Here is a 26,300-nt window from a genome sequence, read left to right as displayed (position 1 = left end):
CCTGCCCCGTGTGGGGCGGGGCTATCGCATATGAAGCCCTGCCCTTGTTACTCGTCACCCTGAACTTGTTTCAGGGTCCATTTCTCGTCCCCAGCGGCGGCTGTTGAGGCACGATGGATGCTGAAACAAGTTCAGCATGACGAAGTAAATTAGGGTCCGGCTCATACGCGACAGCCCTCCCCCAAAAGGGAGGATTACAGGATCGCAGGCGGCCCTGATGAAGGCGGCGGTGGCGCGGCGAGGCGGGCGATCAGGCCGGTTTTGAGCGCGAAGGCGATTGGGCCATGGGCCAGTTGCCAGGCAGGCAAGGGCAGGGCGGCCAATAACAAAGGCGGCACGGCGGGCTGGAGCGAGGCGGCGAAGGCGCAGGGCATGGACCCGGCCATACCGTCGTCGGGCGCATGATCGCCCTTGCCCGGTGCGGAGTCGCGATCGACCAGGACGTTGATCGCGCCCTGCCCGGTGCAGAGGGTCACGATAACGCCTTTGTCCGTGCGGACCGGCATGAAGCCCGACGGCACCAGCAATTGCACGGCGAACACGAGCAGCGCCAATGCGGCAAGCAGGCCGCGCGCGGTGCTGGAATGTCTGATGGCCCCCGTCATGACGCGGTCGCTCTAGCGGCAAGCGTCCGGCCTGTCACCAAGACAACTGGTCCATGTCGCGCTGCCCTCACTCACCTTGACGTAAACGTAAAGCTGCATTACATCACCTGCCATGGACACGCGCAGCAGCATCGCCGGCATCGAGCTACCCGATCATCGGGACCAGCAGAGCTATAGTATTTCCGACCTGTCCGAGGAGTTCGGCGTCACCGCCCGCGCCCTGCGATTCTATGAGGATGAAGGGCTGATCGCGCCGGAACGCCAGGGTCTGGCCCGCATCTATTCGCGGCGCGACCGCGCGCGGCTGGCGTGGATTTTGCGCGGCAAGCGGGTCGGTTTCAGCCTGACCGAGATTCGCGAGATGATCGACCTGTATGATGCCGACGAGGAACATGAGGAGCAGCGCCGCGTCACCATCGCCAAATGTCAGGCGCGGATCGAGCTGCTGACCCGGCAGAAAGACGATATTGACGCAGCCATTGCCGAACTGGCGAGTTTCGTCGCTGCCATCGCCAAAGACTGAACCCCCTCCCCCCTCCCCCCAATAACAAAAACGCCCGGAGACGATCATGCCCAGTTACACGCCCCCCGTCCGTGACACACGTTTCGTGCTTGACCATGTCATCGGGCTGGAACGTTATGCCAACCTGCCCGGCTTTGAAAATGCGACCCCCGATCTGGTTGAGGCGATCCTGACCGAAGGCGGCAAGATCGCGGCCGAAGTGCTGTTTCCGCTCAATGCTGTGGGCGACAAGGAAGGTTGCACCCGCCATGCCGATGGCAGCGTGACCACGCCGACCGGCTTCAAGGATGCGTTTAACCAATTTGTCGCGGGCGGCTGGACCACGCTCCATTCGCCGACCGAATTTGGCGGCCAGGGGCTACCGAGCGTGGTGGCGACGGCAGTGGACGAATATATATTGTCGGCCAATCAGGCGTTTGAAATGTATCATGGCCTGACGGCAGGCGCGGTCGCGGCGCTGATCGCCAAGGGCAGCGACGAGCTGCAACAGCGCTATATCCCCAAGATGGTATCAGGCGAATGGACCGGCACGATGAACCTGACCGAGCCGCATTGCGGCACTGATCTGGGCCTCATCAAGACCAAGGCCGTACCCAATGCCGACGGCAGCTTTGCGATCACCGGCACCAAGATCTTCATTTCGGCGGGCGAGCATGACCTGTCGGACAATATCATCCATCTGGTGTTGGCCAAGACGCCGGGGGCGCCCGACAGCAGCAAGGGCATTTCGCTGTTCGTCGTTCCCAAGATCATGGTCCATGACGACGGATCGCTGGGTGGTCGTAACGCGGTGTCCTGCGGTTCGATCGAGCATAAGATGGGCATCCATGGCAACGCCACCTGCGTCATGAATTATGACGGCGCGACCGGCTGGATGGTCGGCGAGGAGAATAAGGGGCTGGCCGCGATGTTCATCATGATGAACGCGGCGCGGCTGGGCGTTGGCCTGCAAGGCCTGGGACAGGCCGAGATCGCTTTGCAGAATGCAGTCCATTACGCCCGTGACCGGCGGCAGGGCCGCGCGCTGACCGGGCCGAAGGAGCCGGAAGAGAAGGCCGATACGCTGTTCGTCCATCCCGACGTGCGCCGGATGCTGATGGAAGGCAAGGCGATCACCGAAGGGCTGCGCGCGCTGATCCTGTGGGGGGCGTTGCAGGTCGACCTGTCGCACCACGCCGCCACCGAGGAGGAGCGTCAAATGGCGGATGATCTCATCGGCCTGCTGATCCCGGTGATCAAGGGCTATGGCACCGACAAGGGTTTCGACGTTGCCGTGTCCAGCCAGCAGGTGTTTGGCGGCCATGGCTATATCTGGGAAAATGGCGTGGAGCAGTATGTCCGCGACGCGCGCATCGCCCAGATTTACGAAGGCACCAACGGGGTGCAGGCGATGGATCTGGTCGGCCGCAAGCTGGCGATGAACGGCGGGCGCGCATTGCAGGCGTTCCTGAAGATCATCGCGACCGAAGTGGCCGACGCGAAGGCCGAGCCTAAGCTGGCGGCGCTGGCCGAAGCGCTGGAAAAGGCGACCGGCCAGTTGCAGGCCGCGACCATGTGGCTGATGCAGAATGCGATGAAAAACCCCGACAATGCAGGCGCAGGCGCGCATCATTATATGCATATCCTGGGCATCGTTGCGACCGGGCTGATGTGGCTGCGCATGGCCAAGGCCGCGACCGGGCTGCTGGCGGCGGGCGAAGGGGACGCAAAGTTTCTGGAGGCCAAGCTGGTGACGGCGCGCTTCTTTGCCGAGCGGATCATGCCCGACGCGGGATCGCTGCGCCGCAAGATAGAGAGCGGGGCCGACGCGCTGATGGCGCTGGACCCGGATATGTTCCTGGCGGCGTAAGGCGCTTTCATGCCCAACAAAAAAGGCTCCCCTGCCAGTGCGGGGGAGCCTTTTTCGTTCTGCGAGAGAGGGGCTTATTCCTCGCCATTATCCTTGACGCCGACGGTGGGGACTTCAACGGTTGTTTTCTTGGTGCCAACGACAACTTCCTTGGAATCGACGTCGACGTCAGGCAGATCACCGCCCTTGACGCTGACTTCAGGCATGTCGCCGCCGGAGACGTCCGCTTTCCAGAAGCCAGTGGCGAACAGCAGGCCGACAATAGCCAGGATAGCGATCAGCACGATGCCGATCGTGCGGCCCGACCCTCTTTTTTCGACAATCACGCGGCGATCATCATATCCGTCGTTGCGAACGTCAACCATCAGTCCCTCCTAAGCTTCATTGTAGTCCAGAAACGGCCCGGCAATGTTTTTGGTTCCTGTCCGGCCCGACCATTTCCATTCTGGCTATCCCGTTCCGGCGGCGATAGCGTGGCGCGACGGCGGTGGAGGATGATGTGCAGGACGATATGACCCCTCTCCCCGTTGTCGCCAGCCCCACACGCACGCTGGGCCTCGCCGCCTGTATTGCGCTGGTGATGGGGAATATGATCGGGTCGGGGGTGTTCCTGCTGCCCGCTGCGCTGGCGCCGTTCGGGTGGGATGCGGTGGCGGGGTGGGGGTTTACGATTGCGGGGTCGCTGGTTCTGGCCTTTGTGATTGCGCGGTTGACGGTGGCGTTGCCGGGGACGAGTGCGGCGCAGATTATTGCGCGCGCCTTTGGGCCACTGGCGGGGTTTGCGATTGGCTGGATTTACTGGCTGTCGATCATCATCACCAATGTCACGATCGCCGTGGCGGCGACGGCGAATCTGTCCAGCGTGATGCCGGTGCTGGCGCGACCGGGTGCCGGGGCGCTCTGTTCGATCGGCTTTTTGTGGGCGATGACCGGGATCAATCTGATCGGCGCACGGGCGGCGGGGGTGACGCAGATTGTCACGACGCTGATCAAGCTGATCCCGATTGCGGTGGTGCTGCTACTGCTGGTCGTAACGGCGGCGAGCGGGACCGCGCAGGTCGCGCCCTTCCCGGCGCAGGGGCTGACCGGGGCAGGCATTACCGCGTCGGCGGCGCTGACTTTATGGGCGCTGCTGGGGTTTGAATCGGCCAGCGTGGCGGCGGACAAGGTCCGTGATCCGGCACGGACGATCCCGCGTGCGACGCTGATCGGCACGGCGGCGACGGGGCTGATCTATCTGCTGGTCTGTTCAGGGATCGCGCTGACCCTGCCAGCGGCGGAGACGCAGACCGGGTCGCCCTTTGGCGCTTTCGTCAGCCATTATTGGTCGCCCGGCCCGGCGCGCTTCATCGCTTTGTTCGTGGCGATCAGTTGCCTTGGCGCGCTGAATGGCTGGACGCTGCTGATGGGGGAAGTGCCGCTGGCGATGGCGCGGGCGGGGGAATTGCCGCGCTGGCTGGCGGGGACCAATGCCAAGGGGACGCCGGTGCGCGGGCTGATATTGTCCACAATGCTGGCCAGCCTGTTGCTGATCGCCAATAGTTTGCAGGGGCTGGTGGCGTTGTTCACCGCCATGGCGCTGCTGGCGACGTCGGCGACGCTGTGGCTCTATGTGGGGTGCGCGCTGGCGAGTATGCGGTTTCGGGTGGTGGTGCCGGCCGCGATTGTGGGGCTGGGTTATGCGTTGTGGACGCTGTGGGGTGCGGGGGTTGTTGCGAGCGGGTCGAGTGTGCTGCTGATGGCGGCGGGGTTGCCGTTTTACTGGTGGGCGCGGAATAGTCCGCACCGTTCCAACAACCGTTCGGGCTGAGCGAGGTCGAAGCCTTCTACTGAGCGAAGCGAAGTGCCTTCACTGCGTTCAGGCGTGCCCTTCGACTTCGCTCAGGGTGAACAGTGGTTGGATCAATCCCCCCACAAATCCTTGATCTTGCCAAAGAAGCCGGTGGAGGCCGGGCATTCTTCGCCGGTTTCGGTCTCGCGGAAGGCTTCGAGCAGTTCCTTCTGCTTCGCGGTCAGTTTCGTGGGGGTTTCGACGTCGATCTGGACGACGAGATCGCCCTGCCCGCGTCCGTTGAGGACCGGCATACCCGCGCCGCGCTGGCGGAGTTGCTTGCCCGACTGGATGCCGACCGGGATCTTGATGGCGTGGCGCACGCCGTCAAGACCGGGGACTTCGATCGTGCCGCCCAGCGCCGCCGTGGTGAAGCTGACCGGGCAGCGGCAGAAGAGGGTCGTGCCGTCCCGCTCGAACAGCGAATGGCGTTTGACGTGCAGGAAGATGTAGAGATCGCCAGCCGGTGCGCCGCGCGCGCCCGCCTCGCCCTCGCCCGACAGGCGGATGCGGGTGCCGTCGTCGACGCCCGCGGGGACGTTGACCGACAGCGTCTTGGGCTTGTCCACCCGTCCTTCGCCCCGGCACGACCGGCAGGGGCTTTCGATCACCTTGCCCGCGCCATGACAGGACGGGCAGGTGCGTTCGACCACGAAAAAGCCCTGCTGCGCGCGGACCTGACCATGGCCCTTGCAGGTATGGCAGGTCTTGGCACCGGTGCCGGGCTGCGCGCCCGACCCTTCGCAACTGTCGCAGGCAGCGGACACCTCAATCTCGATTTCGGTCTGCTTGCCATGATAGGCTTCGTCGAGCGTGATTTCGAGGTCGTAGCGCAGGTCGGCGCCGCGCCGCTGCTGCTGGCGACCGCCGCCGCCAAAGCCACCGCCCTGGCCAAAAATCGTCTCGAATATATCGCCCAGGTCGGAAAAGCCGCCAGCGCCGCCGCCGTGGAAACCGCCGCCGCCGCCCTGTTGCTGCTGCTTGAAGGCCGCATGACCAAAACGGTCATAGGCGGCGCGCTTCTGCGGGTCTTTCAGGACCTCATAGGCTTCCGAGACCGCCTTGAATTTGGCTTCGCTGTCGGTGCATCCACCGGTCTTGTCCGGGTGATATTTCATCGCCAGCTTGCGATAGGCGCTCTTGAGAACCCCGGCGTCGGCGGTGCGCTCGACTTCGAGCAGCGTATAATAGTCGATTTCGGTCGTCATTCGGACCCCCGCCCGCCAACTCCGTCACCCCGGCCTGTGCCGGAATGACGGATATGGGGCTTCAGCTTCAAGCCTTGTTGTCGTCCACTTCGGAGAATTCGGCGTCGACGACATCGTCGTCAGCCTTGGGCGCGTCGGCACCCGGAGCGGCAGCCGCAGCCTGCTCCTTCTCATAAATGGCCTGGCCCAGCTTCATCGCGACCGTGGCGAGTTCCTGCGCCTTGGCTTTCATCGCGTCGGCGTCGCCGCTTTCGATCGCAGCCTTGGTGTCGGCGATGGCGGTTTCGATCTCGCCCTTCAGGCTTGCATCGACCTTGTCGCCATGTTCGGACAGCTGCTGCTCGGTCGTGTGGACCAGGCTTTCGGCGTTGTTCTTGGCTTCGGCCGATTCGCGACGCTTCTTATCCTCTTCGGCGAAGCGTTCGGCGTCCTTGACCATCTGGTCGATGTCGGCGTCGGACAGGCCGCCCGATGCCTGGATGCGGATCTGCTGTTCCTTGCCGGTGCCTTTGTCCTTGGCGCTGACATTCACAAGCCCGTTGGCGTCGATGTCGAACGTTACCTCGATCTGCGGCACGCCGCGGGGGGCTGGCGGGATGCCGAGCAGGTCGAACTGGCCGAGGATCTTATTGTCCGCCGCCATTTCACGCTCGCCCTGGAACACGCGGATGGTCACCGCCTGCTGGTTATCGTCGGCCGTCGAATAGACCTGCGACTTTTTGGCAGGGATGGTGGTGTTGCGATCGATCATCCGGGTGAACACGCCGCCCAGCGTTTCGATGCCGAGCGACAGCGGCGTCACGTCGAGCAGCAGCACGTCCTTGACGTCGCCCTGCAACACGCCCGCCTGGATCGCCGCGCCCATGGCGACGACTTCGTCCGGGTTCACGCCGGTGTGCGGTTCCTTGCCGAAAAATTCCTTCACGGCTTCGCGCACCTTGGGCATCCGCGTCATGCCGCCGACGAGGACGACTTCGCTGATCTCGCTGGCGGAGACGCCTGCGTCGGCCATCGCCTTCTTGCAGGGTTCCATCGTGCGCTTGATGAGATCGGCCACCAGACGCTCCAGATCGGCGCGGGTGATAGACTTCACCAGATGCTTGGGACCGTTCTGGTCGGCGGTGATGAAGGGCAGGTTGACTTCGGTGGTCTGGGCCGAGGACAGTTCGATCTTCGCCTTTTCAGCGGCTTCCTTGAGACGCTGGAGCGCCAGCTTGTCTTTGGTCAGGTCAATGCCTTCGGACTTCTGGAAGTCGGCGGCCAGGAATTCTACCAGCTTGGCGTCGAAATCTTCGCCGCCCAGGAAGGTGTCGCCATTGGTCGACTTCACTTCAAACACGCCATCGCCGATTTCCAGGATGGAGATGTCGAACGTGCCGCCGCCAAGGTCATAGACCGCGATCGTCTTGCCGTCCTGCTTGTCGAGACCATAGGCCAGCGCCGCCGCGGTCGGCTCGTTGATGATGCGCAGCACTTCAAGGCCTGCAATCTGGCCGGCGTCTTTGGTCGCCTGACGCTGGGCGTCGTTGAAATAGGCAGGGACGGTGATCACCGCCTGTGTGACGGTTTCGCCCAGATAGCTCTCGGCGGTTTCCTTCATCTTTTGCAGGATGAAGGCGCTGATCTGCGAGGGGCTGTAATCCTGGCCACCGGCCTTGACCCATGCGTCGCCGTTTGGACCCTTGCTGATGTCATAGGGGACGAGTTCCATGTCCTTCTTGGTCATGGGATCGTCAAAGCGGCGGCCGATCAGGCGCTTGACCGCGAAAATCGTGCTGTCCGGGTTGGTGACCGCCTGGCGCTTGGCCGGCTGACCGATCAGGCGTTCGCCATCCTTGGCGAAGGCGACGATCGAAGGCGTCGTGCGCGCGCCTTCCGCATTTTCGATTACCTTGGGCTTGCCACCGTCCATGACGGCGACGCAGCTGTTGGTGGTGCCAAGGTCGATACCGATAACTTTTGCCATTGTGTCCTCTTTGAACCCCAAATTCTATTCAGCGGTTGATGGCCCCATACCTCACGAAAGCGCCAAGGCAAGGCCAGTTTGCATGGGCGATATAGGGGCGCTTTTGCTTGGCACAAGAAGCTGGGGCGATTAGCTATGCATAGCGACCGGAAACGAGACAGTCAGGAACATGAAGATGCGCGCGCCCTTTGCCCTTTTTGCCCTTTTGGCGCCGCTGGCGCTGGCCGCGTGCGGCGACCCGGCACCCACCTATATCGACCAGGCCTGGGTGCGGCTCAGCCCCAATAAGGAGACGCCGTCGGCGGGCTATTTCGTGGCCCATGGCGGTGACGCGGGCGGGCAGATTCGCGGGGTGCTGACCGACTATGCGCTCAAGGTCGAGATGCATGAAAGCATCGACAAGGACGGCATGATGACGATGGAGCGAGTCGACAGCGTCGATGTTCCGGCCAAGGGGGAGATCGCCTTTGCGCCGGGCGGCAAGCATCTGATGCTGTGGGGGGTCAATGAGACAGCGATCGGCCGGGGCAAGATGCAGCTGACCTTCCTGATGGCCAATGGCGACAGGTTGCTGGTGGACGCGGTGATCCGCAAGCCCGAACCAGCGGGCGCCGGTGCGGCCAAAACCGGCGAGCATGAGGGCCATTGAGCAGCCGTTACCTGACGCGCGATGAGGTTGCGCTGGCGCGGGGCATGTTTGGGCAAGCCATCGATTATGACCGGGTGCGGGTGCATGATCGCAAATGGTGGCCGTTTCAGCCCAGGGGCGTGACGATGGCGCCCGATGGTGACCTGTGGTTTCATCCTGATGGCGGGCTGTTCTGCGCGGATTTTTGTGACAGTCCGCTGCACATACAGGGGCATTTCATTCACGAGATGACCCATGTGTGGCAGGCACAGCGGTCGGGGCGGTGGTGGCTGCCGCTGATGCGTCACCCCTTTTGCCGCTATGACTATGAGGTCGTGCCGGGCAAACCGTTCGCGCGCTATGGCATCGAGCAGCAGGCGGAGATTGTGCGTCATGCGTTTTTGTTGCGGCAGGGCGTGATGGTCGAGGGGAAACCAGGGCTGGAGGCTTATGAGGGGCTGCTGCCCTTTGGTTGAAGCGATTACCCAAATCGGGTAATATGCCAGGATGAGCAAATCCACTTCCGTCGCACTGAGCGACCATTTCCGTGCCTTTGCCGAGCGCAAGGTGGCCGAGGGCCGGTTCGGATCGACCAGCGAGGTCGTCCGTGCGGGATTGCGGCTGCTGGAAATGGAGGAGGAGAAGCTGGAGGCATTGCGGGCGGCCCTGATCGAAGGTGAAGAGAGTGGCGTCCTGCATGACTTCGACATGCGTAAATGGATTGATCGTCGGTTTCCTGAGGCGTGACCGCTGCCGTCAGTTTTGCCGTTGCTGCCGAACGTGATCTGGCGGAAATATCGACATATACCGAAACGGAATGGGGCGCGGCGCAAGCCAAGGCCTATCTGGTTGCGATTGCCGATGCGATCGACCGGATCGCTGCCTATTCAGGCATCGGCAGCCCGATCGACGATGTTCGCGGCGGATACCGCAAGTTTCGTGTGGAAAGGCACAATATATATTATCGCCATCGCGGGACGGGAATCGAAATCGTCCGCATCCTGCATCAGCGCGCAGATCATACTGCCAAGCTGCAATAAAAAGGGCGGACCTTCCGGCCCGCCCCTTCTGACTTCTCAACCTGATCGCAGATCAATAAACCCGCGCCTTGGGCTTCACATATTCTGCTTCGTCGGTCATCGTATAGTCGTGGACCGGGCGATAATCGAGCGTCACCTTGCCGTCCGAACCGCCCCAGCCTTCAAACCAGCTGATGGTGTGCTTCATCCAGTTGTCGTCGTCGCGATTCGGGAAATCCTCATGCGCGTGGGCGCCGCGTGATTCCTTGCGGGCTTCGGCGCCTTCCATCGTGCAGATCGCCTGGCTCATCAGATTGTCGAGTTCCAGCGTTTCGACCAGGTCGGTGTTCCAGATCAGTGAGCGATCGCTGACCTTCACGTCCTGGAGCCGCTTGTTGACCGCCTGCATCCGGGTGACACCTTCGGACAGCAGCGCGCTGTCGCGGAACACGGCGGCGTGCTTCTGCATGGTGCGCTGCATGTCGAGGCGGATGTCCGCCGTGGGCGTCGCGCCCTTCGCATTGCGATAATGGTCGAGGCGACCGAGGGCCAGATCGGCGGCGTCCGATGGCAGCGGCTTGTGCGGCGCGTTGGGCTTGAGATTATCCTTGAGGAACAAGCCCGTAGCGCGGCCGAACACGACAAGGTCGATCAGCGAGTTGGAGCCGAGGCGATTCGCGCCATGGACCGACACGCAGGCCGCTTCGCCGACCGCGAACAGGCCGGGGACGATGACTTCCGGATCGTCGCCCTTCTTGGTCACAACCTGGCCATGATAATTGCACGGGATGCCGCCCATATTATAGTGGACGGTCGGCGTCACCGGCAGCGGCTGGCGGGTCAGATCGACGCCCGCGAAAATCTTGCCGCTTTCGGTGATGCCGGGCAGGCGTTCGGCCAGCACTTTGGGATCGATATGGTCGAGGTGCAGGAAGATATGATCCTTATGCTCGCCCACGCCCCGTCCTTCGCGCATTTCCATCGCCATCGAACGGGACACGACGTCGCGTGACGCCAGATCCTTGGCTGATGGGGCATAGCGTTCCATGAACCGCTCGCCCTCGGAGTTGGTGAGGTAACCGCCCTCGCCCCGCGCGCCTTCGGTGATCAGCACGCCCGCGCCGTAAATGCCGGTCGGGTGGAACTGCACGAACTCCAGATCCTGCAAGGGCAGGCCTGCGCGCAGCACCATGCCGCCGCCGTCGCCGGTGCAGCTATGCGCCGAGGTGGCGGAGAAATAAGCCCGGCCATAGCCGCCCGTCGCCAGCACGACGGCATGGCTGCGGAAGCGGTGGATCGAGCCATCTTCCATGCACAAGGCGATCACGCCCCGGCATTCGCCATTTTCCATGATCAGGTCGATGGCGAAATATTCGATGTAGAAGTCCGCGTCATATTTCAGCGACTGCTGATAGAGCGCGTGCAGCATGGCGTGGCCGGTACGGTCGGCCGCGGCGCAGGTGCGCTGCACCGGCGGGCCAGCGCCCATATTCTGCATATGGCCGCCAAAGGGACGCTGGTAGATCGTCCCGTCCTCGTTGCGGCTGAACGGCACACCGGCATGTTCCAACTCGATGACGGCGGCAGGTGCTTCGCGCACCATATATTCGATCGCGTCCTGATCGCCCAGCCAGTCCGACCCCTTGACGGTGTCGTACATATGCCAGGTCCAGTGATCGGGCGAGTTGTTGCCCAGCGACGCGGCGATGCCGCCCTGCGCCGCGACGGTGTGGCTGCGCGTGGGAAACAGCTTGGTGATGCAGGCGGTCTTGAGGCCCGCTTCGGCGCTGCCCATGGTCGCGCGCAGGCCCGAACCGCCAGCACCGACAACCACGGTGTCATACACATGGTCGATGATCTTATAGGCTTGCGTCATTATTCGACGACCCCCGTGAAGGCGATCTTGGCGATCGCAAAGACGCCCGCGGCTGCGCCGCCAAAGGCATAGAAGTTGAGCAGCAGCATCGAGAAGAAGGCCAGCCCCTTGTCGTGGACATAATCTTCCAGCATCACCTGCATGCCGAGGCGCAGGTGCCAGAAAATGCTGACGATCATCAGCATCATCGGCACCGCGACCAGCGGGTTGGCGATCCACAGCACGACGCTGTCATAGTCGAGGCCCGGCAGGCTCAAGAGGCTGAAGATCAGCCACAGCACCAGCAGCAGGTTGCCGACGGCAGTATAGCGCTGCGCCAGCCAGTGGTGCGCGCCATGCCGCGCCGATCCGAGGCCACGGACGCGGCCGATACCAGTACCGTTGCCCATCAGAAGGCCTTTCCGAAAATATAGAGCCAGATAAGGCCGGTCACCAGCACCGACGCGACCATCGCTGCGATCGACCAGCTTTTGTTGGTGCGCAGTTCATAGCCCGCGCCCATATCTAGGACGAAGTGGCGCAGACCCGAAAAGAGATGCTGGAAAAAGGCCCAGGTGATGCCGATCATCACCAGATAGCCAAGGGGCGATGTCGCGCATGTGATGAAGGTCGCATAGGCTTCCGGCCCAGTCGCGGCGGCCATCAGCCACCAGACCAGACCCAGCGCGCCTACGGTCGCAAGGCCGTTGCCGGTTACGCGGTGCAAAATGGAGATGGCCATCGCCGGCCCCCATTTCCAGATCGTCAAATGCGGCGAGAGCGGCCGGCTGTTGGATCGCGCCATGTCTACCCTTGTCCCTATAAGTCCCTTAAGTGCGATCCCCTTAAGAGCGAACGCGGATGAGGGCAAGCCACGCAAAGCATCGCTGCCCCAACGACCGTGTCCCGCGATCATAAGAAGTGATTAACCAAAGCGCGCTAAGGTCTGCTTGCTAAAGACCATTGCACCAACAGGGGCTGTCCCATCATGTCGTCCTTCGCCGCATCGCCTGCCCACATCCTGAACGAGAGCGTCAGCCCGGATTTGATCCTGAAAATCGATCCGACCGACAGATTTTCCCAGGGCGCGCGGGAAATCGGCCTGCTGATCCAGGACAGCATGGCTAGCGTGGGAGACGTTTTTTTCACGACATATATGCGGGAAACCGGACTGCGCGACAAACTCAGCCCCGCCGCCGTGAGCGCGATCGAGGCGGCGACGCATCAATATGTCGAACAGAAATTGCTGCATTTCAAAGATGCCCTATGGGCGCAGTCGTCTGCCAATTGCGTGCGCAGTGCGCGCAAACATGGGGTTTCTGTGCGATCTGTGCTGGCGGCCGTAGCTGCAGCGAACGAAAAAATCATCGAACTCGTCTGGCAATATAGTCGCGACGACGAAGCCCGCAAACAGCGACTGACCATCATCATGCTCCACATCTCGATGATGGACTCAGGCTTTATGAGCAACGTCCTGTCGAGCGATCAGGCCGAAGCGCAGCGCGCCGAGCGGCAGCGCTTCGGTTCCCTGTTCGAACAGCGAATCGTCGGCGAAATCGACGGCGCGACGCGCCTTGGCGAATCGCTGCGTGAACAGGCCAAGGATGCGTCCGCCGCCACCCGTGGGATGCTGGGCAAGGCGTCGGAAGTCGCAGCAGCCGCAGAACAATCCGCCCTCGCGATGCGGGAAGCCGCGCGCACATCGGCCGGGCTGATCCGCGCGATCGAGGATGCACGTACCGAAGTGGAAGGCGCGGCCGGCGTTGCCCTGCGCGCCGCCAAACAATCGGGCGACGCGGTCACCATGTCGTCCACCCTGTCCGACCATGCCAAGTCGATCGAATCGATCCTGGGCCTGATCCGCGACATTGCCGGGCAGACCAATTTGCTGGCGCTCAACGCCACGATCGAGGCGGCGCGCGCAGGCGATGCCGGACGCGGCTTTGCCGTGGTGGCGCAGGAAGTCAAAAGCCTGGCCAACCAGACCGCGCGCGCGACCGACGAGATTGCCGGCAAGATCGCCGACATTCAGGCATCGACCCGCCAGTCGGTGGAAACCAACGAACGCATCCGCGACACGGTGGGCGAAGTGCAGGCCAGTGCCGAGCGCATCCGCCACGCGATGGACGCGCAGGCGCAGACCGTCACCATGATCACCGCCGCCGTCGATGAAACGGCGCTGGCCGCCGATTCGATGTCGACCACCATTTCGGCGATCCGGCAGGACACCGAAGTCGTCGCTTCGGAAATCGACCAATTGGAACGCGGTTTCGTCAGCGTCGAAGGCAAGCTTGCCAGCTTGCGTCATGCATCGTCCGATTTCGGGCGGCAGGTCGCGTAAGCGCGCGGCTTCCCCTGCCCTTCTCGCTCGGCTAAAGGCGGCGGCATGACCGCTGCCACACATTCCGCACAAAGCTGGAAAGTCACCCTGCCCTGCACCCGCGCCGAGGCCGAAGCGCTGGACGGGGATATTGCCGCCTTTGCGCTGATGGACCGCCCGCCGGTGCTGATGACCAGCGAAGCGGCACCCGACGATGATAATGCCTGGCAGCTCGACGCCTATTTCGAGGGCAAGCCCAGCGCCGCTGCGATCAAGTTGCTGCGCTCTATGGTGCCCAGCGCCGCCGGAGCCAAGCCGCTGGTCGAGGCGCTGCCGGACGAGGATTGGGTGACGCTGAGCCAGCAGGGGCTTGAAGCGGTCACCGCCGGACGCTTCCATGTCCGCAACCTCGCCAGCGACCCGGAGCAGCCGGGTCAGGTCAATATATTGATCGCCGCCAGCCGCGCCTTTGGCACTGGCCAGCATGAAACCACGGCCGGGTGCCTGGCCATGCTGGACCGGATGCGCCGGGTCGGGATGCGGTTCAACAATATCGCCGACATCGGCACCGGCACCGGGCTGCTGGCCTTCGCCGCGATGAACCTGTGGCCGCGCGCCTATGCTATCGCGTCCGACATTGACCCGGTCGCGGTCGAGATCAGCGCCGAAAATGCTGCCACCAACGCCGTGCCGCTGGGGGCCGGGCCGGGGCAGTTGGCGCTGGTCACCGCCGCCGGGGTCAATCATGCCGCGATCATCGGTCGCGCGCCCTATGATCTGCTGATCGCCAATATTTTGGCCGGGCCGCTGATCGAACTCGCGCCATCGCTCTGCGCGCTGGTGGAGGATGGCGGGACGATCCTGCTGGCGGGCCTGCTGAACGAACAGGCCGATGCAGTGCTGGCCGCCTATCGCGCGCAGGGGATGCGGCTGGCCGAACGCGCCGACCGGGGCGACTGGCCGACGTTGCGTTTGCGCAAGCGCCCACGCATCGGCTGGAAACGGCCCAACCGCCTGAATCCGGCGGCGAGGGGCGAAGCGCCCGGCTTTGGCAGCATTTAAGGAGTGCGCCTATGACGATCACGCGCCAAGCCATTGTCCATGAAGGGCCGGGCGGCCTGTTCGAGAGCATGGTCGTAACGGACAGCGCTGCCAGCGCGCCACGGCCCGGCATCCTGCTCTTTCCCAATGTGCTGGGGACCAAGGAAGGCGATTTCGCCTATGCGGAAAAGGTAGCGGCGCTGGGCTATGCGGTGCTCGTTGCCGATGTCTATGGCCAAGGCAAGCGCACTACCCGTGCCGATCCCGATGCAGCGGGCTATATGGCGGAGATGAACGCCGATCGCGCCCTGCTGCGCGACCGGCTCTTGTCCGCCCATGCGTTGCTCAAGGGGCTGGACACGGTGGACGCGGCCCGCACGGCGGCGATCGGTTTCTGCTTTGGCGGCAAATGCGTGCTGGACCTGGCGCGGGCGGGCGCGGACATGGCGGGCGGGGTCAGTTTTCACGGCGTCTATGACGCGCCGCCCTTCCCCAATGCCGCGATCCGCGCGAAATTGCTGGTCTGCCATGGCTGGGACGATCCGATCGCCCCGCCCGAAGCCACTGTCGCGCTGGCGCAGGAACTCACCGCAGCGGGGTGCGACTGGCAGATCCACGCCTATGGCCGCACTGGTCATGCCTTCACCGATGAGAGCGTCAACATGCCTGAAAAGGGGCTAGCCTATAGCGCGGACGCGGACCGCCGCAGCTTTCGGGCGATGGTGGATTTTCTGGAAGAAGTGTTCGGATAGAGCGTAAGGTAAAACCAATCCCGTTCGCCCTGAGCGAAGTCGAAGGGCTTGGCAGAGCCGCAGGCGAAGCCACTTCCCCCGGATCAAGTCCGGGGTCAGTAGAAGGCTTCGACTTCGCTCAGCCCGAACGGAACTGGAGAGGCGCGCCTTCAGCGCGTCGGAATACGCCGCGCGCTCGCTAGATGATGGGCGTGGGTGATCGCGACGGCCAGTGCGTCCGCCGCGTCCGGCCCGGCGATCTTCACGCCGGGCAGCAGGCGCGATACCATGGCGTGGACCTGATCCTTCGACGCATTACCGACGCCGACCACGGATTTTTTGACCAGCCGCGCGGCATATTCGCCGACCTCCATGCCGGAGCGGGCGGCATTGAGCAGGATCACGCCGCGCGCCTGCCCCAGTTTCAGCGTCGATTGCGGATTGACGTTAACGAACACCTCCTCAACCGCCGCGCCGTCGGGCCGATGCTCCAGGATCAGGTCCGTGAGCGCCAGATCGAGCGCCAATAGCCGCGTCGCCAGCGGCATCGCGCTGTCGGTCTTGATCTGGCCATTGCCCAGATGGGTGAGCCGGTTGCCATCGGCGGCGATCAGGCCCCAGCCGGTCGTGCCAAGGCCGGGGTCGAGGCCGAGGAGGATCATGAGGGCATATCTAGCCCCTCCCCTTCAGGGGAGGGGTTGGGGTGGGGCCAGCGATCAGGCAAAGAATTGAGCACATCGACAATCCGAGTGAGAACACCATCGATATTATGGGCAATATCGAGATTGGAGAAATGCAGAATAAATGCGCATGAAACGCTCAGTTCAGCGTCGCGCGTCGCCATTTCCGCAGCATCATGGGTTTCGCCATCTACTTCAACAGCAAGCGCTTTAGCCGGACAATAGAAATTCAGAATATGCTGGCCGACGACATGCTGGCGACGGAATTTATGGCCTAGCTGCGATCGAGAGAGATGACGCCACAATATAATTTCAAACGGGGTTGCTTCGCGGCGCATCACCGCCGCGTATTTCAGCAATTTCGGGTCTTGTGCCATTCCCCACCCCTACCCCTCCCCTGAAGGGGAGGGGCTTATCATGGGTTCAACCCAGTTTCTCCATCACCGCGTCGGACACTTCATAATTGCCCCAGACGGTCTGGACGTCGTCGTCATCTTCCAGCGTATCGACCAGCTTCATCAGCGTGGCGGCATTGGCTTCGTCGACATCGACAAGGGTTTGCGGCTTCCAGGCGAGTTTCGCGCTGTCGGCGGCGCCGATCTTGGCTTCCAGCGCCTTGGCGACTTCGTGGAGCGCGTCCATCGCGGTCCAGATTTCATGTTCGTCCTCGTTGGACGAGACGTCCTCTGCGCCCGCTTCGAGTGCGGCCTCGAAGATCGCATCGGCGTCGCCTGCGCTGACGGGATAGGTGATCAGGCCGACCCGGTCGAAACCGTGGCTCACTGCCCCCGACGCGCCAAGATTGCCGCCATTTTTGGAAAAAGCGGTGCGTATGTTGGTCGCGGTGCGGTTGCGGTTGTCGGTCAGCGCCTCGACGATGATGGCAATGCCTGCGGGGCCATAGCCCTCGTAGCGCACTTCCTCATAATTTTCGCCGCCCGCCGCGTTCGCCTTGTCGACGGCGCGCTGGATATTGTCCTTGGGCATGGACTGCGCCTTGGCGGCGTTGATCGCCAGCCGCAGGCGCGGGTTCATGTCCGGGTCGGGCATCCCCATCTTGGCCGCGACGGTGATTTCGCGGCTCAGCTTGGAGAACATCGAGGAGCGCTTCTTGTCCTGCGCGCCCTTGCGATGCATGATATTCTTGAATTTGGAATGGCCGGCCACGGCCTTCTCCTGACATTATCTGGTGAAACACGAGCGCGCTCTCTAGCGAGGGGCGCGCCCGTGCGCAATGTGGAGCCTTTTGCCAAATGCGCGAAAGGGCGCATTTGGAAGTCCGCACCAGCCCGCTCCCCCACCCGGCCACCCATATGATACTGCCCTTGGGTAACCGGGTGGGGGAGCGGACTGGTGCGTCAGCGCCGTCTTCTAGACAAGGATGGCGGTGCCCGATGCTGACACCATCAGCATCGAGCCGTTCGCGCCCAACACTTCATAGTCGAGATCAACGCCGACGACCGCGTTGGCGCCCAGCGTCGCGGCACGCATCCGCATTTCGCCGATTGCCTGTTCACGCGCGCGTTGCAGCACATCTTCATACGCGCCCGACCGACCGCCGACGATGTCACGCACGCTGGCGAACAGATCGCGGAACAGATTGGCACCCACGATTACTTCGCCGGTGACGATGCCGAGATATTCCTTGGCAGGCCGTCCTTCCAGACGGCTGGTGGTGCTGACGATGATTTCGGACATTTCACTCTCCCTCTGATCCCGTTCGGGCTGAGCCTGTCGAAGCCTTAGCCTGAACGCAGTGAAGGCACTTCGCTACGCTCAGTGGAACCCTTCGACAAGCTCAGAGCCTGCCCCCGGCCTGAACGGGGGGCGAACGGAAGGAGAGCCTTATTCCATGCCCAACGCAGACAGGTAGGTCTGGAGGATGGCTTCCATTTCCTGCCGGTCGTGGGGCTGCATCTTCCGCAGGCGGACGATCTGGCGCATGATCTTGGGGTCGTAGCCGGTCGCCTTGGCTTCCAGATAGACGTCCTTGATGTCGTCGCCGATGCCCTTTTTCTCTTCTTCCAGGCGCTCGATACGCTCGATCAGCAGGCGGAGCTGGTCGGCGGCGACATTGGGTTCAGTCATGGGGGAGTATCTCCGGTAGATGTGAATCGGTTGGAGGGCGTCCTAGTGATTGTCGGCGTTCTTCGCCACACTCTCTTTCATCCGCGCGATCTGCTGCGGCGTCGCTTCGCCCTGATAGCGGGATTTCCATTCGGCAAAGGGCATCCCGTGGATCAGTTCGCGCGCCTGATCCTTTGTCAGGCCGCCGTCGGCCTCCGCCACCCAGTCGGCCAGGCAATTGCGGCAAAAGCCCGCCAGCCCCATCAGGTCTATATTTTCGACGTCCGTGCGATGCTGCAAATGCATCACCAGACGGCGGAAGGCGGTTGCGGCGGCGGCATCTGTGAGTATGGTGTCGCTCATCGGCGGACCCTTTCGCTGATCTACATCATCCTGTCGTGCAGCACGGATAACCCATAACGACGCACTGGCAAGGTCATAGACCAAGTCGGCAGCGATCATGACGGCCAGGAGAATATATGTCACGACTACCGCCCCGCTCGCGCAAGGTCCGCATTCTTGCGACGCTTGGTCCTGCGAGCGATACGCCCGAAATGATCCGGGCGCTGTTCGTTGCCGGGGCCGACGCCTTCCGCATCAATATGAGCCATGGCGCGCATGAGGATCATGCCGCGCGCATCGCCACCATCCGCGCGCTGGAGAAGGAATTCCAGCGGCCCACCACGATCCTGGGCGATTTGCAGGGGCCAAAGTTGCGCGTCGGCACGTTCGAGAAGGGGCTGGCGCTGCTGGAAACGGGCGCGCCCTTCATTCTGGACCGGGACGAGACGCCGGGCGATTCGCGCCGGGTGAACCTGCCCCACCCGGAAATCTATGCCGCTTTGGTGCCTGAAACCCGGCTGTTGCTGGACGATGGCAAGATGGTGCTGCGCGTGAAGGCGATCAGCGAGGATCGCATCGACACGATCGTCGAGGTTGGCGGCACTTTGTCCAACCGCAAGGGCGTGAACGTCCCCGACGTGGTGGTGCCGGTCCCGGCGCTGACCGACAAGGACCGGCGTGACCTGAGCTTTGCCATGCAACAGGGGTGCGACTGGATTGCGCTCAGTTTCGTGCAACGGCCGGAGGATCTGGCCGAAGCGCGCAAGCTGATGGGCGGCTATGGGTCGCTGATGGCCAAGATCGAGAAGCCGTCGGCCGTGCAGCGGCTGGAGGAGATTATCGAGATGGCCGATGGCGTGATGGTCGCGCGCGGCGACCTGGGCGTCGAATTGCCGCCCTATGACGTGCCGCCGCTGCAAAAGCAGATCGTCGCTACCGCGCGGCGCATGGGTCGCCCGGTGGTGGTCGCGACCCAGATGCTCGAATCGATGATCAAGTCCCCGTCCCCCACTCGCGCCGAAGTGTCGGACGTGGCGACGGCCGTGTATGACGGCGCAGACGCGGTCATGCTGTCGGCGGAAACCGCGGCGGGCGACTGGCCGGTCGAGGCGGTCGCGATGATGGATGCGATCGCGCACAGCGTGGAGCGTGATCCAGGCTATCTCGCCCGGTTGCACTTTACCGAGACGCTGCCCGACCCGACCACTGCCGACGCGCTGGCCGAAGCCACCGGCAATATCGTCAATGTCGTAGGCGCAAGTGCCATCACCTGCTTCACCTCATCGGGCAGCACGGTACGGCGGGTGGCGCGTGAACGGCCTTCCGCGCCGATCCTGGCGCTGACCCCGCGCACCGACACCGCGCGCAAGCTGGGGCTGACCTGGGGTGTCCATGCGATCCGCACCAAGGATATCGGCAATTTCGAGGAAATGATCGGCAAGGCCCGCCGCATGGCCCTGCGCCACGGCATGGCCGAAAAGGGCGGCAAGATCGTCGTGCTGGCCGGGGTTCCGTTCGGCACGCCGGGATCGACCAATGTGCTGCATGTCGCGGCGGTGCGCGGGGATGAACTCAAGGATCGGGATTAGGAATAATCTGGCGATCCTCCCGCAGTCATCGTGCGGGAGGATCGCCAGTCTCCAACGGCTCCAGGTTGAAACCCCATCCCCCGATCGTTTCGAGCGAAGTCGAGAAACGTGGCGCGCAGGTTACTCGACTTCGCTCGAAACGAACTGAACAAAGCATTTCGGGCTAGATCGCCACCACCTCCGGCAGGATCGCGTCGAGCAGGAGCATGCCTGCGGGCGCGACTTGCAGGCGGGTGTCGGTCAGGCGGATGAGGCCAAGGTCGGTGAGCTGGTCGATGGCGCGGTCATCGACCAGCTTTGCCACAGCAACGCCCGACAGCGCCGCGATGCGGGCAAGATCGACCCCCTCGCCCAGCCGCAACCCCATGAGTAGCGCTTCACGCGCGCGTTCCTCGCCTGCCAATAGCTGTTCGGTTTGCAGGCCGTGGCCGTTGCGGCTGACTGCGCCGATCCAGTTTTCCGGCTTTTTGTGGCGCTGCGTCGCCATGCCACCGCGCCGCCCGTGCGCGCCGGGGCCGACGCCGACATAATCGCCATAGCGCCAGTAGGTGAGGTTATGGCGGCTCTCCTGCCCGGCGCGGGCGTGGTTGCTGATCTCATAGGCGGGGATGCCCGCAGCGCCAGTCATCGCGGCGGTCAGTTCATAGAGGGTTGCGCCATGATCGGGGTCGGCGGGCGTCATCCTGCCCTGCGCCACCAAAGTGGCGAAACGGGTGCCGGGTTCGATCGTCAGCTGATAGAGCGAGAGATGGCCGGTGCCGAACGACAGCGCCTGGGCCAGTTCCGCTTGCCATTGGGCCTCGCTCTGGTCGGGGCGGGCATAGATCAGGTCGAAGCTCACCCGGTCGAACACCAACTGGGCGGTGTCGAGCGCGGCCAGCCCTTCGGCCACGTCATGGGCGCGCCCCAGAAAATGGAGCGCGTCATTGTCGAGCGCCTGCAACCCCAGCGACACCCGGTTGACCCCGGCGGCGGCGAGGTCGGCAAAGCGGGCGGCCTCGACCGAGTTGGGATTGGCCTCCAGCGTGATCTCGATATTGGGGGTAAAGCCCCAATGGCCTTCCGCCGCCGCGAGCAGGTCCGCCACCAGCGCAGGAGGCATGAGCGAAGGTGTGCCGCCGCCAAAGAAGATGGAGGAAAGCGGGCGTCCGCCGGTCAGCGCGGCCTCATGGCCCATGTCGGCGAGGAGGGCGGTGCGCCACGCTGCAACGTCTATGCTCTCGCGGACATGACTGTTAAAATCGCAATAGGGACATTTGGATACGCAAAAGGGCCAATGCATATATAAGGCAAGGGCGTCGGCGGGGGTCGCCGCCGAGAGGCATGAAGATTCGGGGGGAATGACGGCCATGGCTGGGGGCAGCCCTAATCTGTTTTTGCGCGCCGGGCTATGGGCGGCGTTGCTGATCGCGACGGGCGCGCAGGCGGCGTCCGACAGCGCGCCGGGGAACAAGGCGGCGGTTGCAGCGCCGGTCGGAGTGCCGACCGGCGTGGTCATGCCCGCATCCTATTATGGCATGGAAGAAGCCCCGCGCGGCGAACCGCTGCTGCGCGCTGTGATGCTGGACGCGCATAATGACGAGCGGACGCTGGTCGGCGTCCCAGCGCTGGAATGGGATGAGGCGCTGGCGGCGGACGCGGCGCGCTATGCCGCCGACATGGCGCAGACCGGCGCGTTCCGTCACAGCCCGCGCGCCAGCCGGGCGATCCCCAGCGGCGAAAATCTGTGGATGGGGCCGCGTCGCCTCTATGGCTATAATGTCATGGTCGGCGCGTTTGCGGACGAGAAAAAGCTGTTCCGGGCGGAAGGCAAACTGCCTGACCTCAGCACAAGCGGGCGCTGGCAGGATGTTGGCCATTATACCCAGATGATCTGGCGCGGCACGCGCAAGGTCGGCTGCGCGCTGGGTGAAGGCGCGAATTATGAGTATCTGGTGTGCCGCTATTTTCCCGCTGGCAATGCGTTTGGGCAAGGGCCGCTGGATGGCGGGGCGACGGAGACTATCGAGTTGGCGAGCGGGGGGCGGTAAGCTGATATTCCGCTCCTTCTCAGGGAGAGGGGTAGGGGTGGGTAGCCTCCAAAGGAGGCTCGTTGCGCTCGCCACCCACCCCCGGCCTCTCCCTGCGAGGGAGGGGAGTAGAGATCAAAATACCGCAGCCACCAATTTCTTGAACGCATCGGCGCGGTGGCTCATCGCGTGTTTGGCGTCCGGGTCCATTTCGCCGAAGCTGATGTCGAAGCCCAGCGGCTGGAACATGGCGTCATAACCAAAGCCATTGGCCCCGCGTGGCGGCCAGACCAGCGTACCATCGACCCGCCCCTCGAACGCCTCGACATGGCCGTCGGGCCAGGCGAGGGCCAAGGCGCAGATGAAATGGGCGTCATGGCCTGCGTCCGGGCCTTTGGCGGTGATCCCGTCCCATACCTTTTGCATGGCGAGGGTGAAGTCCTTGTCCGGCCCGGCCCAGCGCGCCGAAAACAGCCCCGGATCGCCGCCCAGCGCCTCGACACACAGGCCACTATCGTCGGCCAGCGCAGGCAGGCCGGACAGGTCGGCGGCCTGCAACGCCTTCAATTCCGCATTGGCGATGAAGGTGGTGCCGCTTTCCTCCGGTTCGGGCAGGTCGAGCAAGGCGGCGGAGATCGGCTCGATCCCGTAGGGACCAAGCAGCGCGGCAATTTCGCGCACCTTGCCTGCATTGTGACTGGCGATCACCAGCTTGCCGGGGGCGAGTTTGCGGATCGCCTGTTCCTGTCCGAATTGGTCGGTCATGATCCCGCTCCTAGTTATGAAACAAAACTCCGTTCGCCCTGAGCGAAGTCGAAGGGTTCGCCTGAGCTTTGGCGAAGGCTGCACCTCGCTTCGCTCGGCGGAAGGCTTCGACTTCGCTCAGCCCGAACGGTTCTGTTACCGCCCCGTCGCGGCATCCTGCGCGGCGAAGATTTTGGCGCAGCCGATCCGGGCCAGCCGCAGCAGACGAAGCAGCTCTTCCTCGTCATAGGCCGCGCCTTCGGCGGTCGCCTGCACTTCGGCGAACTTGCCGTCGCCGGTCAGGATCAGATTGGCGTCGGTCTCGGCATTGCTGTCCTCGGCATAGTCGAGGTCGAGGACCGGCGTGCCTTCATAGATGCCGCAGCTGATCGCCGCGACCTTCTGGATGATGGGATCTTCCTTGAGCGCGCCCGACGCCAGCAGCTTGTCCACCGCGATGCGCAGCGCGACCCACGAGCCGGAGATGGCCGCGGTGCGGGTGCCGCCATCGGCCTGGATGACGTCGCAATCGATCACGATCTGGCGTTCGCCCAGCTTCTTCATGTCCACCACGGTGCGCAGTGAACGGCCGATCAGGCGCTGGATTTCCTGGGTACGGCCCGACTGCTTGCCCTTGGCGGCTTCGCGGCTGCCGCGGGTGTGGGTGGCGCGGGGCAACATGCCATATTCGGCGGTGACCCAGCCCGACCCCTTGCCGCGCAGGAAGGGCGGCACTTTTTCCTCGACCGAGGCGGTGCACAGCACGCGGGTGTCGCCGAAACTGATCAGGCAGCTTCCTTCGGCATGGATGGTGAAGCCTGGCTCCATGGTGATGTCGCGCATCTGGTCGGGCGCGCGGCCGGAAGGACGCATAATATTTTCTCCAAAACGGTCAGGGGACGGCGCTTAGCGCCCGGTGGCGTTTCTTGCCAGTGCCAAGCGCGCAATAAGGCGATAAGAAGGGCCATGATGACCAGAATGATGATAGCCGCCACCGCGATGCTGCTGGCGGGATGCGCCACCGCCGACACTGAGCTGGACATGCCGCGCGCCGCCGGTGACACGATCCGCTTTACCGCCGGACGCTGCTTTGGCGCCTGCCCGGCCTATAGCGTGCGGGTGACGCCGGATGGGTCGGGCCTGCTGGAGCCGGAGAAATTCACCGCCGTGCCGGGGCCGACCCGCTTTACCGTGACCCCGGCGCAATATCGGCAGTTGCGGGTGGCGCTGGCCCCGTACAAGCCGTCGGTCGGCACGGAAAAGCGGATCGCCCATGGCGAGAATTGCACCCGCTTTGCGACCGACATGCCAGGATACCGCATCGAATGGACACGGGGTGAGGCCAAGCCGACGCGGCTGGACTATCAGTCGGGCTGCATAGACGCGCGCTATGGGAAGCTGCGCACGACGATCGGCGGCATCCCCAAATTGCTGGGGATCGAATCGATGCTCAAGCCCAAGCCTGCCCAATAGGCCGGTTGGGTACGCAGACGTTGAGCATCGGCGCAATCCATCCTACATCGTGCCGATGACGCCAACGACACCCATGACCGAATTGAACGAGCGCGCCCGCGACGTCTTTCGCCTGGTGGTGGAAAGTTATCTGGGGACGGGCCTGCCGGTTGCGTCGCGAACCTTAAGCAAAATATCCTCGCTCAGCCTGTCGCCTGCCTCCATCCGCAATGTGATGCAGGATCTGGAGGAGCTGGGCCTGCTCGCCGCGCCGCATACGTCGGCGGGGCGGATGCCGACCGAGACGGGGCTGCGCCTGTTCGTCGACGGGATGATGCAGGCGGCGCTGCCATCGGCGGAGGAGCGGCGCGCGATCGAGGCGGGGCTGAGCGAGGCCGGGCCGATCGAGGAAGCGCTGTCCGCCGCCACTGCCGCATTGTCGGGCCTGTCGGCCTGCGCGGGGATCGTGATGGTGCCACGGCGCGAGCCGGTCTTGCGCCAGTTCGGTTTCGTGCCATTGAATGACCGGCAGGCGCTGGCGGTGCTGGTCGGGCAGGATGGGTCGGTCGAAAATCGCGTGCTGGACCTGCCGCCCGGCGTGTCCCCCTCCATGCTGAACGAAGCGGCGAATTTCATGTCGGCGCGCTTTGCGGGCATGACGTTGCGGCAGGCGGGTGATCATCTGGCGCAGGAGATGGAGAGCGAACGCAGCGCGCTCGACGGCGCGGCGCGGGAGCTGGTGGAGCGCGGCATCGCCATCTGGTCGCATGATGCCGATGACCGGCCGGTGCTGATCGTGCGGGGACAGGCCCATCTGATCGACGATGGCACGGCGGCGGACCTGGAGCGGGTGCGGCAATTGCTGGAGCAGCTGGAGGGCAAGCAGGAAATATCCCGCCTGCTGGAAAGCGCATTGGCGGGCAGCGCGACCAAAATCTTCATCGGATCGGAAAACAAGCTCTTTTCCCTGTCGGGTTCTTCGGTCATAGCCGCCCCCTATCGTGGCGCGGACGGCCGGGTGGTCGGCGTGGTCGGCGTGATCGGCCCCACGCGCTTGAACTATGCACGGGTGATCCCCATGGTGGATTTCACCGCACAAACGCTGTCGAGATTGATGAGATGAGCGAAGAAAATCTGAACGTCGAAAATACCGAAGTCGTGGATCAATTGCCGGAGGATGCGCCCGTGGCCGATGCCAGTGCAGAGCGCATCGCCGCGCTGGAAGCGGAACTGGCGACCGCCAAGCAGGACATTCTCTATGCCCATGCCGATACGCAGAATGTGCGCCGCCGGCTGGAAAAGGAGCTGGCCGACACCCGCGCCTATGCCGCGACCAATTTTGCCCGCGACATTTTGTCCGTGGCCGACAATCTGAGCCGCGCGCTCGCCACTATCCCCGCCGACCTGCGTGAGGATGAGAAGTTCAAGGGTCTGGTCGTCGGGCTGGAAGCCACCGGCCGCGAGCTGGAGGCGGTGTTCGGCCGCAACGGCATCAGCAAGATCGAGTCGGTCGGCCAGCCGCTCGACCCCAACAAGCATCAGGCGATGATGGAAGTCCCCTCCGCCGATGCCGCGCCCGGCACGATCCTGATCGAGATGCAGGCTGGCTATATGATCAAGGACCGGCTGCTGCGCCCGGCCATGGTCAGCGTGGCGAAAGCGCCGGAGTAAGCGTTTTCGCTGGTTTCGAGCGTTGGAGTCATGATCGCCCGTCCGGTTTCCGCCGGGCGGGCGTTCTGCTGTCTGGCGATATTCAGAATCAAAGCCGATCAAGACTGCGCGTCATACATTTCTCCCCTATAAGGGGAGGTGTCAGCGCGTAGCGATGACGGAGGGGTGTT

31 protein-coding genes are annotated in these 26,300 nt (G+C 63.5%); 15 read left to right on the top strand and 16 right to left on the bottom strand.

Annotation, left to right across the window (positions count from 1 at the left end):
- Window positions 1-194: 194 nt before the first annotated feature.
- Entirely contained in the window at window positions 195-605 is a 411-nt protein-coding gene (locus ACODSR_RS09695; RefSeq protein ID WP_489075942.1) for a hypothetical protein, read from the bottom strand.
- A gap of 112 nt (window positions 606-717) precedes the next feature.
- Here ACODSR_RS09695 and ACODSR_RS09690 point away from each other — a divergent pair, with 112 nt between their 5' ends.
- Window positions 718-1,128 carry a MerR family transcriptional regulator gene (locus ACODSR_RS09690; RefSeq protein ID WP_294132734.1) on the top strand — a complete coding sequence of 137 codons (411 nt, stop codon included), beginning with the start codon at window positions 718-720 and terminating at the stop codon, window positions 1,126-1,128.
- Window positions 1,129-1,174: 46 nt separating this feature from the next.
- A complete protein-coding gene (locus ACODSR_RS09685; protein WP_489075940.1) occupies window positions 1,175-2,977 on the top strand; it encodes an acyl-CoA dehydrogenase C-terminal domain-containing protein in 1,803 nt (600 codons plus the stop codon).
- A gap of 74 nt (window positions 2,978-3,051) precedes the next feature.
- Here the strand turns inward: ACODSR_RS09685 and ACODSR_RS09680 are convergent, their stop codons facing one another.
- Window positions 3,052-3,342, bottom strand: a complete 291-nt coding sequence (locus tag ACODSR_RS09680; RefSeq protein WP_489075939.1) for a hypothetical protein — start codon at window positions 3,340-3,342, stop codon at window positions 3,052-3,054.
- Window positions 3,343-3,488: 146 nt separating this feature from the next.
- Between ACODSR_RS09680 and ACODSR_RS09675 the strand changes: the two genes are divergently transcribed.
- Window positions 3,489-4,787, top strand: a complete 1,299-nt coding sequence (locus ACODSR_RS09675; protein WP_489075937.1) for an amino acid permease — start codon at window positions 3,489-3,491, stop codon at window positions 4,785-4,787.
- Between the two features lie 92 nt (window positions 4,788-4,879).
- On the opposite strand, the gene dnaJ is transcribed toward ACODSR_RS09675, so the two are convergent.
- A complete protein-coding gene (dnaJ, locus tag ACODSR_RS09670) occupies window positions 4,880-6,016 on the bottom strand; it encodes a molecular chaperone DnaJ (protein ID WP_489075935.1) in 1,137 nt (378 codons plus the stop codon).
- A 67-nt stretch (window positions 6,017-6,083) separates the two neighbouring features.
- Window positions 6,084-7,982 carry a molecular chaperone DnaK gene (dnaK, locus tag ACODSR_RS09665; RefSeq protein ID WP_489075933.1) on the bottom strand — a complete coding sequence of 633 codons (1,899 nt, stop codon included), beginning with the start codon at window positions 7,980-7,982 and terminating at the stop codon, window positions 6,084-6,086.
- Window positions 7,983-8,157: 175 nt separating this feature from the next.
- Here dnaK and ACODSR_RS09660 point away from each other — a divergent pair, with 175 nt between their 5' ends.
- The 4 genes from ACODSR_RS09660 to ACODSR_RS09645 are packed head-to-tail and all read left to right on the top strand — an operon-like array spanning window position 8,158 to window position 9,650.
- On the top strand, window positions 8,158-8,631 hold the full coding sequence (locus ACODSR_RS09660) for a copper chaperone PCu(A)C (RefSeq protein WP_489076183.1): 474 nt from the start codon (window positions 8,158-8,160) through the stop codon (window positions 8,629-8,631).
- The gene (locus ACODSR_RS09655; protein ID WP_489075931.1) at window positions 8,628-9,086 is read left to right on the top strand and encodes a vgr related protein; all 459 of its coding nucleotides are present in this window, start codon (window positions 8,628-8,630) and stop codon (window positions 9,084-9,086) included. The genes ACODSR_RS09660 and ACODSR_RS09655 overlap by 4 nt, the downstream gene beginning before the upstream one ends.
- 31 nt (window positions 9,087-9,117) lie before the next feature.
- Window positions 9,118-9,357 carry a type II toxin-antitoxin system ParD family antitoxin gene (locus ACODSR_RS09650; protein WP_489075929.1) on the top strand — a complete coding sequence of 80 codons (240 nt, stop codon included), beginning with the start codon at window positions 9,118-9,120 and terminating at the stop codon, window positions 9,355-9,357.
- Window positions 9,354-9,650, top strand: a complete 297-nt coding sequence (locus ACODSR_RS09645) for a type II toxin-antitoxin system RelE/ParE family toxin (RefSeq protein WP_489075927.1) — start codon at window positions 9,354-9,356, stop codon at window positions 9,648-9,650. The genes ACODSR_RS09650 and ACODSR_RS09645 overlap by 4 nt, the downstream gene beginning before the upstream one ends.
- Before the next feature lie 52 nt (window positions 9,651-9,702).
- Here the strand turns inward: ACODSR_RS09645 and sdhA are convergent, their stop codons facing one another.
- Genes sdhA through sdhC form a run of 3 tightly spaced genes read right to left on the bottom strand, consistent with a single transcriptional unit; the run spans window position 9,703 to window position 12,289 of the window.
- Window positions 9,703-11,505, bottom strand: coding sequence for a succinate dehydrogenase flavoprotein subunit (gene sdhA, locus ACODSR_RS09640; RefSeq protein ID WP_489075925.1), 1,803 nt, complete (start codon window positions 11,503-11,505; stop codon window positions 9,703-9,705).
- Window positions 11,505-11,894 (bottom strand): succinate dehydrogenase, hydrophobic membrane anchor protein, encoded by a 390-nt coding sequence (sdhD, locus tag ACODSR_RS09635; RefSeq protein WP_006956239.1) that lies wholly within the window; start codon window positions 11,892-11,894, stop codon window positions 11,505-11,507. The genes sdhA and sdhD overlap by 1 nt, the downstream gene beginning before the upstream one ends.
- Window positions 11,894-12,289: a succinate dehydrogenase, cytochrome b556 subunit gene (gene sdhC, locus ACODSR_RS09630; protein WP_489006372.1), complete on the bottom strand. Its 396-nt coding sequence runs from the start codon at window positions 12,287-12,289 to the stop codon at window positions 11,894-11,896. Before sdhC ends, sdhD begins: the two co-directional genes overlap by 1 nt.
- 183 nt (window positions 12,290-12,472) lie before the next feature.
- Between sdhC and ACODSR_RS09625 the strand changes: the two genes are divergently transcribed.
- From ACODSR_RS09625 to ACODSR_RS09615, 3 genes are read left to right on the top strand one after another with little or no spacing between them, the layout of a single operon-like run.
- On the top strand, window positions 12,473-13,825 hold the full coding sequence (locus tag ACODSR_RS09625; protein WP_489075923.1) for a methyl-accepting chemotaxis protein: 1,353 nt from the start codon (window positions 12,473-12,475) through the stop codon (window positions 13,823-13,825).
- 45 nt (window positions 13,826-13,870) lie between these two features.
- A complete protein-coding gene (locus ACODSR_RS09620) occupies window positions 13,871-14,866 on the top strand; it encodes a 50S ribosomal protein L11 methyltransferase (RefSeq protein WP_489075921.1) in 996 nt (331 codons plus the stop codon).
- 11 nt (window positions 14,867-14,877) lie between these two features.
- On the top strand, window positions 14,878-15,597 hold the full coding sequence (locus tag ACODSR_RS09615) for a dienelactone hydrolase family protein (RefSeq protein WP_489075919.1): 720 nt from the start codon (window positions 14,878-14,880) through the stop codon (window positions 15,595-15,597).
- A 149-nt stretch (window positions 15,598-15,746) separates the two neighbouring features.
- Here ACODSR_RS09615 and ruvC read toward each other — a convergent pair whose 3' ends face one another.
- The 6 genes from ruvC to ACODSR_RS09585 form a co-directional block, all read right to left on the bottom strand.
- Window positions 15,747-16,238 carry a crossover junction endodeoxyribonuclease RuvC gene (gene ruvC, locus ACODSR_RS09610; RefSeq protein WP_006956228.1) on the bottom strand — a complete coding sequence of 164 codons (492 nt, stop codon included), beginning with the start codon at window positions 16,236-16,238 and terminating at the stop codon, window positions 15,747-15,749.
- On the bottom strand, window positions 16,235-16,633 hold the full coding sequence (locus tag ACODSR_RS09605) for an endonuclease domain-containing protein (RefSeq protein ID WP_489075917.1): 399 nt from the start codon (window positions 16,631-16,633) through the stop codon (window positions 16,235-16,237). The genes ruvC and ACODSR_RS09605 overlap by 4 nt, the downstream gene beginning before the upstream one ends.
- Window positions 16,634-16,679: 46 nt before the next feature.
- A complete protein-coding gene (locus tag ACODSR_RS09600) occupies window positions 16,680-17,423 on the bottom strand; it encodes a YebC/PmpR family DNA-binding transcriptional regulator (protein ID WP_489075915.1) in 744 nt (247 codons plus the stop codon).
- A 204-nt stretch (window positions 17,424-17,627) separates the two neighbouring features.
- Window positions 17,628-17,954 (bottom strand): heavy metal-binding domain-containing protein, encoded by a 327-nt coding sequence (locus tag ACODSR_RS09595; protein WP_171899206.1) that lies wholly within the window; start codon window positions 17,952-17,954, stop codon window positions 17,628-17,630.
- A gap of 147 nt (window positions 17,955-18,101) precedes the next feature.
- The gene (locus tag ACODSR_RS09590) at window positions 18,102-18,344 is read right to left on the bottom strand and encodes a DUF2312 domain-containing protein (protein ID WP_006956223.1); all 243 of its coding nucleotides are present in this window, start codon (window positions 18,342-18,344) and stop codon (window positions 18,102-18,104) included.
- A 42-nt stretch (window positions 18,345-18,386) separates the two neighbouring features.
- Window positions 18,387-18,686 (bottom strand): DUF1244 domain-containing protein, encoded by a 300-nt coding sequence (locus tag ACODSR_RS09585; protein WP_489075913.1) that lies wholly within the window; start codon window positions 18,684-18,686, stop codon window positions 18,387-18,389.
- Window positions 18,687-18,802: 116 nt separating this feature from the next.
- On the opposite strand from ACODSR_RS09585, the gene pyk reads away from it, so the two are divergent.
- Entirely contained in the window at window positions 18,803-20,254 is a 1,452-nt protein-coding gene (pyk, locus tag ACODSR_RS09580; RefSeq protein ID WP_119744687.1) for a pyruvate kinase, read from the top strand.
- Between the two features lie 163 nt (window positions 20,255-20,417).
- Here pyk and hemW read toward each other — a convergent pair whose 3' ends face one another.
- Complete coding sequence (hemW, locus tag ACODSR_RS09575; protein WP_489075911.1) at window positions 20,418-21,605, bottom strand: radical SAM family heme chaperone HemW; 1,188 nt, start codon at window positions 21,603-21,605, stop codon at window positions 20,418-20,420.
- Here hemW and ACODSR_RS09570 point away from each other — a divergent pair.
- Window positions 21,604-22,284, top strand: a complete 681-nt coding sequence (locus tag ACODSR_RS09570; RefSeq protein WP_489075909.1) for a CAP domain-containing protein — start codon at window positions 21,604-21,606, stop codon at window positions 22,282-22,284. The two genes, hemW and ACODSR_RS09570, sit on opposite strands and share 2 nt — an antisense overlap.
- Before the next feature lie 114 nt (window positions 22,285-22,398).
- Here the strand turns inward: ACODSR_RS09570 and rdgB are convergent, their stop codons facing one another.
- Both rdgB and rph read right to left on the bottom strand, forming a co-directional pair.
- Window positions 22,399-23,028, bottom strand: coding sequence for an RdgB/HAM1 family non-canonical purine NTP pyrophosphatase (rdgB, locus tag ACODSR_RS09565; RefSeq protein WP_489075907.1), 630 nt, complete (start codon window positions 23,026-23,028; stop codon window positions 22,399-22,401).
- Window positions 23,029-23,163: 135 nt separating this feature from the next.
- Window positions 23,164-23,880, bottom strand: coding sequence for a ribonuclease PH (gene rph / locus ACODSR_RS09560; RefSeq protein ID WP_088183292.1), 717 nt, complete (start codon window positions 23,878-23,880; stop codon window positions 23,164-23,166).
- A gap of 105 nt (window positions 23,881-23,985) precedes the next feature.
- Here rph and ACODSR_RS09555 point away from each other — a divergent pair, with 105 nt between their 5' ends.
- From ACODSR_RS09555 to grpE, 3 genes are read left to right on the top strand one after another with little or no spacing between them, the layout of a single operon-like run.
- Window positions 23,986-24,480, top strand: coding sequence for a DUF6438 domain-containing protein (locus ACODSR_RS09555; RefSeq protein WP_489075905.1), 495 nt, complete (start codon window positions 23,986-23,988; stop codon window positions 24,478-24,480).
- Window positions 24,481-24,535: 55 nt separating this feature from the next.
- Window positions 24,536-25,582 (top strand): heat-inducible transcriptional repressor HrcA, encoded by a 1,047-nt coding sequence (hrcA, locus tag ACODSR_RS09550; protein WP_489075903.1) that lies wholly within the window; start codon window positions 24,536-24,538, stop codon window positions 25,580-25,582.
- Entirely contained in the window at window positions 25,579-26,130 is a 552-nt protein-coding gene (gene grpE / locus ACODSR_RS09545) for a nucleotide exchange factor GrpE (RefSeq protein ID WP_294132824.1), read from the top strand. The genes hrcA and grpE overlap by 4 nt, the downstream gene beginning before the upstream one ends.
- Window positions 26,131-26,300 lie beyond the last annotated feature (170 nt).

This window comes from Sphingobium sp. FG125, from assembly GCF_057809795.1.
Note: the sequence above shows the minus strand (reverse complement) of the source record. Positions and strands in the feature narration are given on the sequence as shown.

Excerpts from the sequence above, each read along its gene's own strand:
- ACODSR_RS09620 (WP_489075921.1), top strand. The coding sequence starts at position 13,871 with ATGACCGCTGCCACACATTCCGCACAAAGCTGGAAAGTCACCCTGCCC.
- dnaJ (WP_489075935.1), bottom strand. The coding sequence starts at position 6,016 with ATGACGACCGAAATCGACTATTATACGCTGCTCGAAGTCGAGCGCACC.
- hemW (WP_489075911.1), bottom strand. The coding sequence starts at position 21,605 with ATGGCCGTCATTCCCCCCGAATCTTCATGCCTCTCGGCGGCGACCCCC.
- pyk (WP_119744687.1), top strand. The coding sequence starts at position 18,803 with ATGTCACGACTACCGCCCCGCTCGCGCAAGGTCCGCATTCTTGCGACG.
- ACODSR_RS09605 (WP_489075917.1), bottom strand. The coding sequence starts at position 16,633 with ATGGCACAAGACCCGAAATTGCTGAAATACGCGGCGGTGATGCGCCGC.
- sdhD (WP_006956239.1), bottom strand. The coding sequence starts at position 11,894 with ATGGGCAACGGTACTGGTATCGGCCGCGTCCGTGGCCTCGGATCGGCG.
- rph (WP_088183292.1), bottom strand. The coding sequence starts at position 23,880 with ATGCGTCCTTCCGGCCGCGCGCCCGACCAGATGCGCGACATCACCATG.
- ACODSR_RS09695 (WP_489075942.1), bottom strand. The coding sequence starts at position 605 with ATGACGGGGGCCATCAGACATTCCAGCACCGCGCGCGGCCTGCTTGCC.
- grpE (WP_294132824.1), top strand. The coding sequence starts at position 25,579 with ATGAGCGAAGAAAATCTGAACGTCGAAAATACCGAAGTCGTGGATCAA.
- ACODSR_RS09650 (WP_489075929.1), top strand. The coding sequence starts at position 9,118 with ATGAGCAAATCCACTTCCGTCGCACTGAGCGACCATTTCCGTGCCTTT.
- ACODSR_RS09595 (WP_171899206.1), bottom strand. The coding sequence starts at position 17,954 with ATGTCCGAAATCATCGTCAGCACCACCAGCCGTCTGGAAGGACGGCCT.
- ACODSR_RS09615 (WP_489075919.1), top strand. The coding sequence starts at position 14,878 with ATGACGATCACGCGCCAAGCCATTGTCCATGAAGGGCCGGGCGGCCTG.
- ACODSR_RS09685 (WP_489075940.1), top strand. The coding sequence starts at position 1,175 with ATGCCCAGTTACACGCCCCCCGTCCGTGACACACGTTTCGTGCTTGAC.
- ACODSR_RS09690 (WP_294132734.1), top strand. The coding sequence starts at position 718 with ATGGACACGCGCAGCAGCATCGCCGGCATCGAGCTACCCGATCATCGG.
- ACODSR_RS09680 (WP_489075939.1), bottom strand. The coding sequence starts at position 3,342 with ATGGTTGACGTTCGCAACGACGGATATGATGATCGCCGCGTGATTGTC.
- rdgB (WP_489075907.1), bottom strand. The coding sequence starts at position 23,028 with ATGACCGACCAATTCGGACAGGAACAGGCGATCCGCAAACTCGCCCCC.
- ACODSR_RS09590 (WP_006956223.1), bottom strand. The coding sequence starts at position 18,344 with ATGACTGAACCCAATGTCGCCGCCGACCAGCTCCGCCTGCTGATCGAG.
- hrcA (WP_489075903.1), top strand. The coding sequence starts at position 24,536 with ATGACGCCAACGACACCCATGACCGAATTGAACGAGCGCGCCCGCGAC.
- ACODSR_RS09675 (WP_489075937.1), top strand. The coding sequence starts at position 3,489 with ATGACCCCTCTCCCCGTTGTCGCCAGCCCCACACGCACGCTGGGCCTC.
- ACODSR_RS09570 (WP_489075909.1), top strand. The coding sequence starts at position 21,604 with ATGGCTGGGGGCAGCCCTAATCTGTTTTTGCGCGCCGGGCTATGGGCG.
- ACODSR_RS09585 (WP_489075913.1), bottom strand. The coding sequence starts at position 18,686 with ATGAGCGACACCATACTCACAGATGCCGCCGCCGCAACCGCCTTCCGC.
- ruvC (WP_006956228.1), bottom strand. The coding sequence starts at position 16,238 with ATGATCCTCCTCGGCCTCGACCCCGGCCTTGGCACGACCGGCTGGGGC.
- dnaK (WP_489075933.1), bottom strand. The coding sequence starts at position 7,982 with ATGGCAAAAGTTATCGGTATCGACCTTGGCACCACCAACAGCTGCGTC.
- sdhC (WP_489006372.1), bottom strand. The coding sequence starts at position 12,289 with ATGGCGCGATCCAACAGCCGGCCGCTCTCGCCGCATTTGACGATCTGG.
- ACODSR_RS09625 (WP_489075923.1), top strand. The coding sequence starts at position 12,473 with ATGTCGTCCTTCGCCGCATCGCCTGCCCACATCCTGAACGAGAGCGTC.
- ACODSR_RS09660 (WP_489076183.1), top strand. The coding sequence starts at position 8,158 with ATGCGCGCGCCCTTTGCCCTTTTTGCCCTTTTGGCGCCGCTGGCGCTG.
- sdhA (WP_489075925.1), bottom strand. The coding sequence starts at position 11,505 with ATGACGCAAGCCTATAAGATCATCGACCATGTGTATGACACCGTGGTT.
- ACODSR_RS09555 (WP_489075905.1), top strand. The coding sequence starts at position 23,986 with ATGATGATAGCCGCCACCGCGATGCTGCTGGCGGGATGCGCCACCGCC.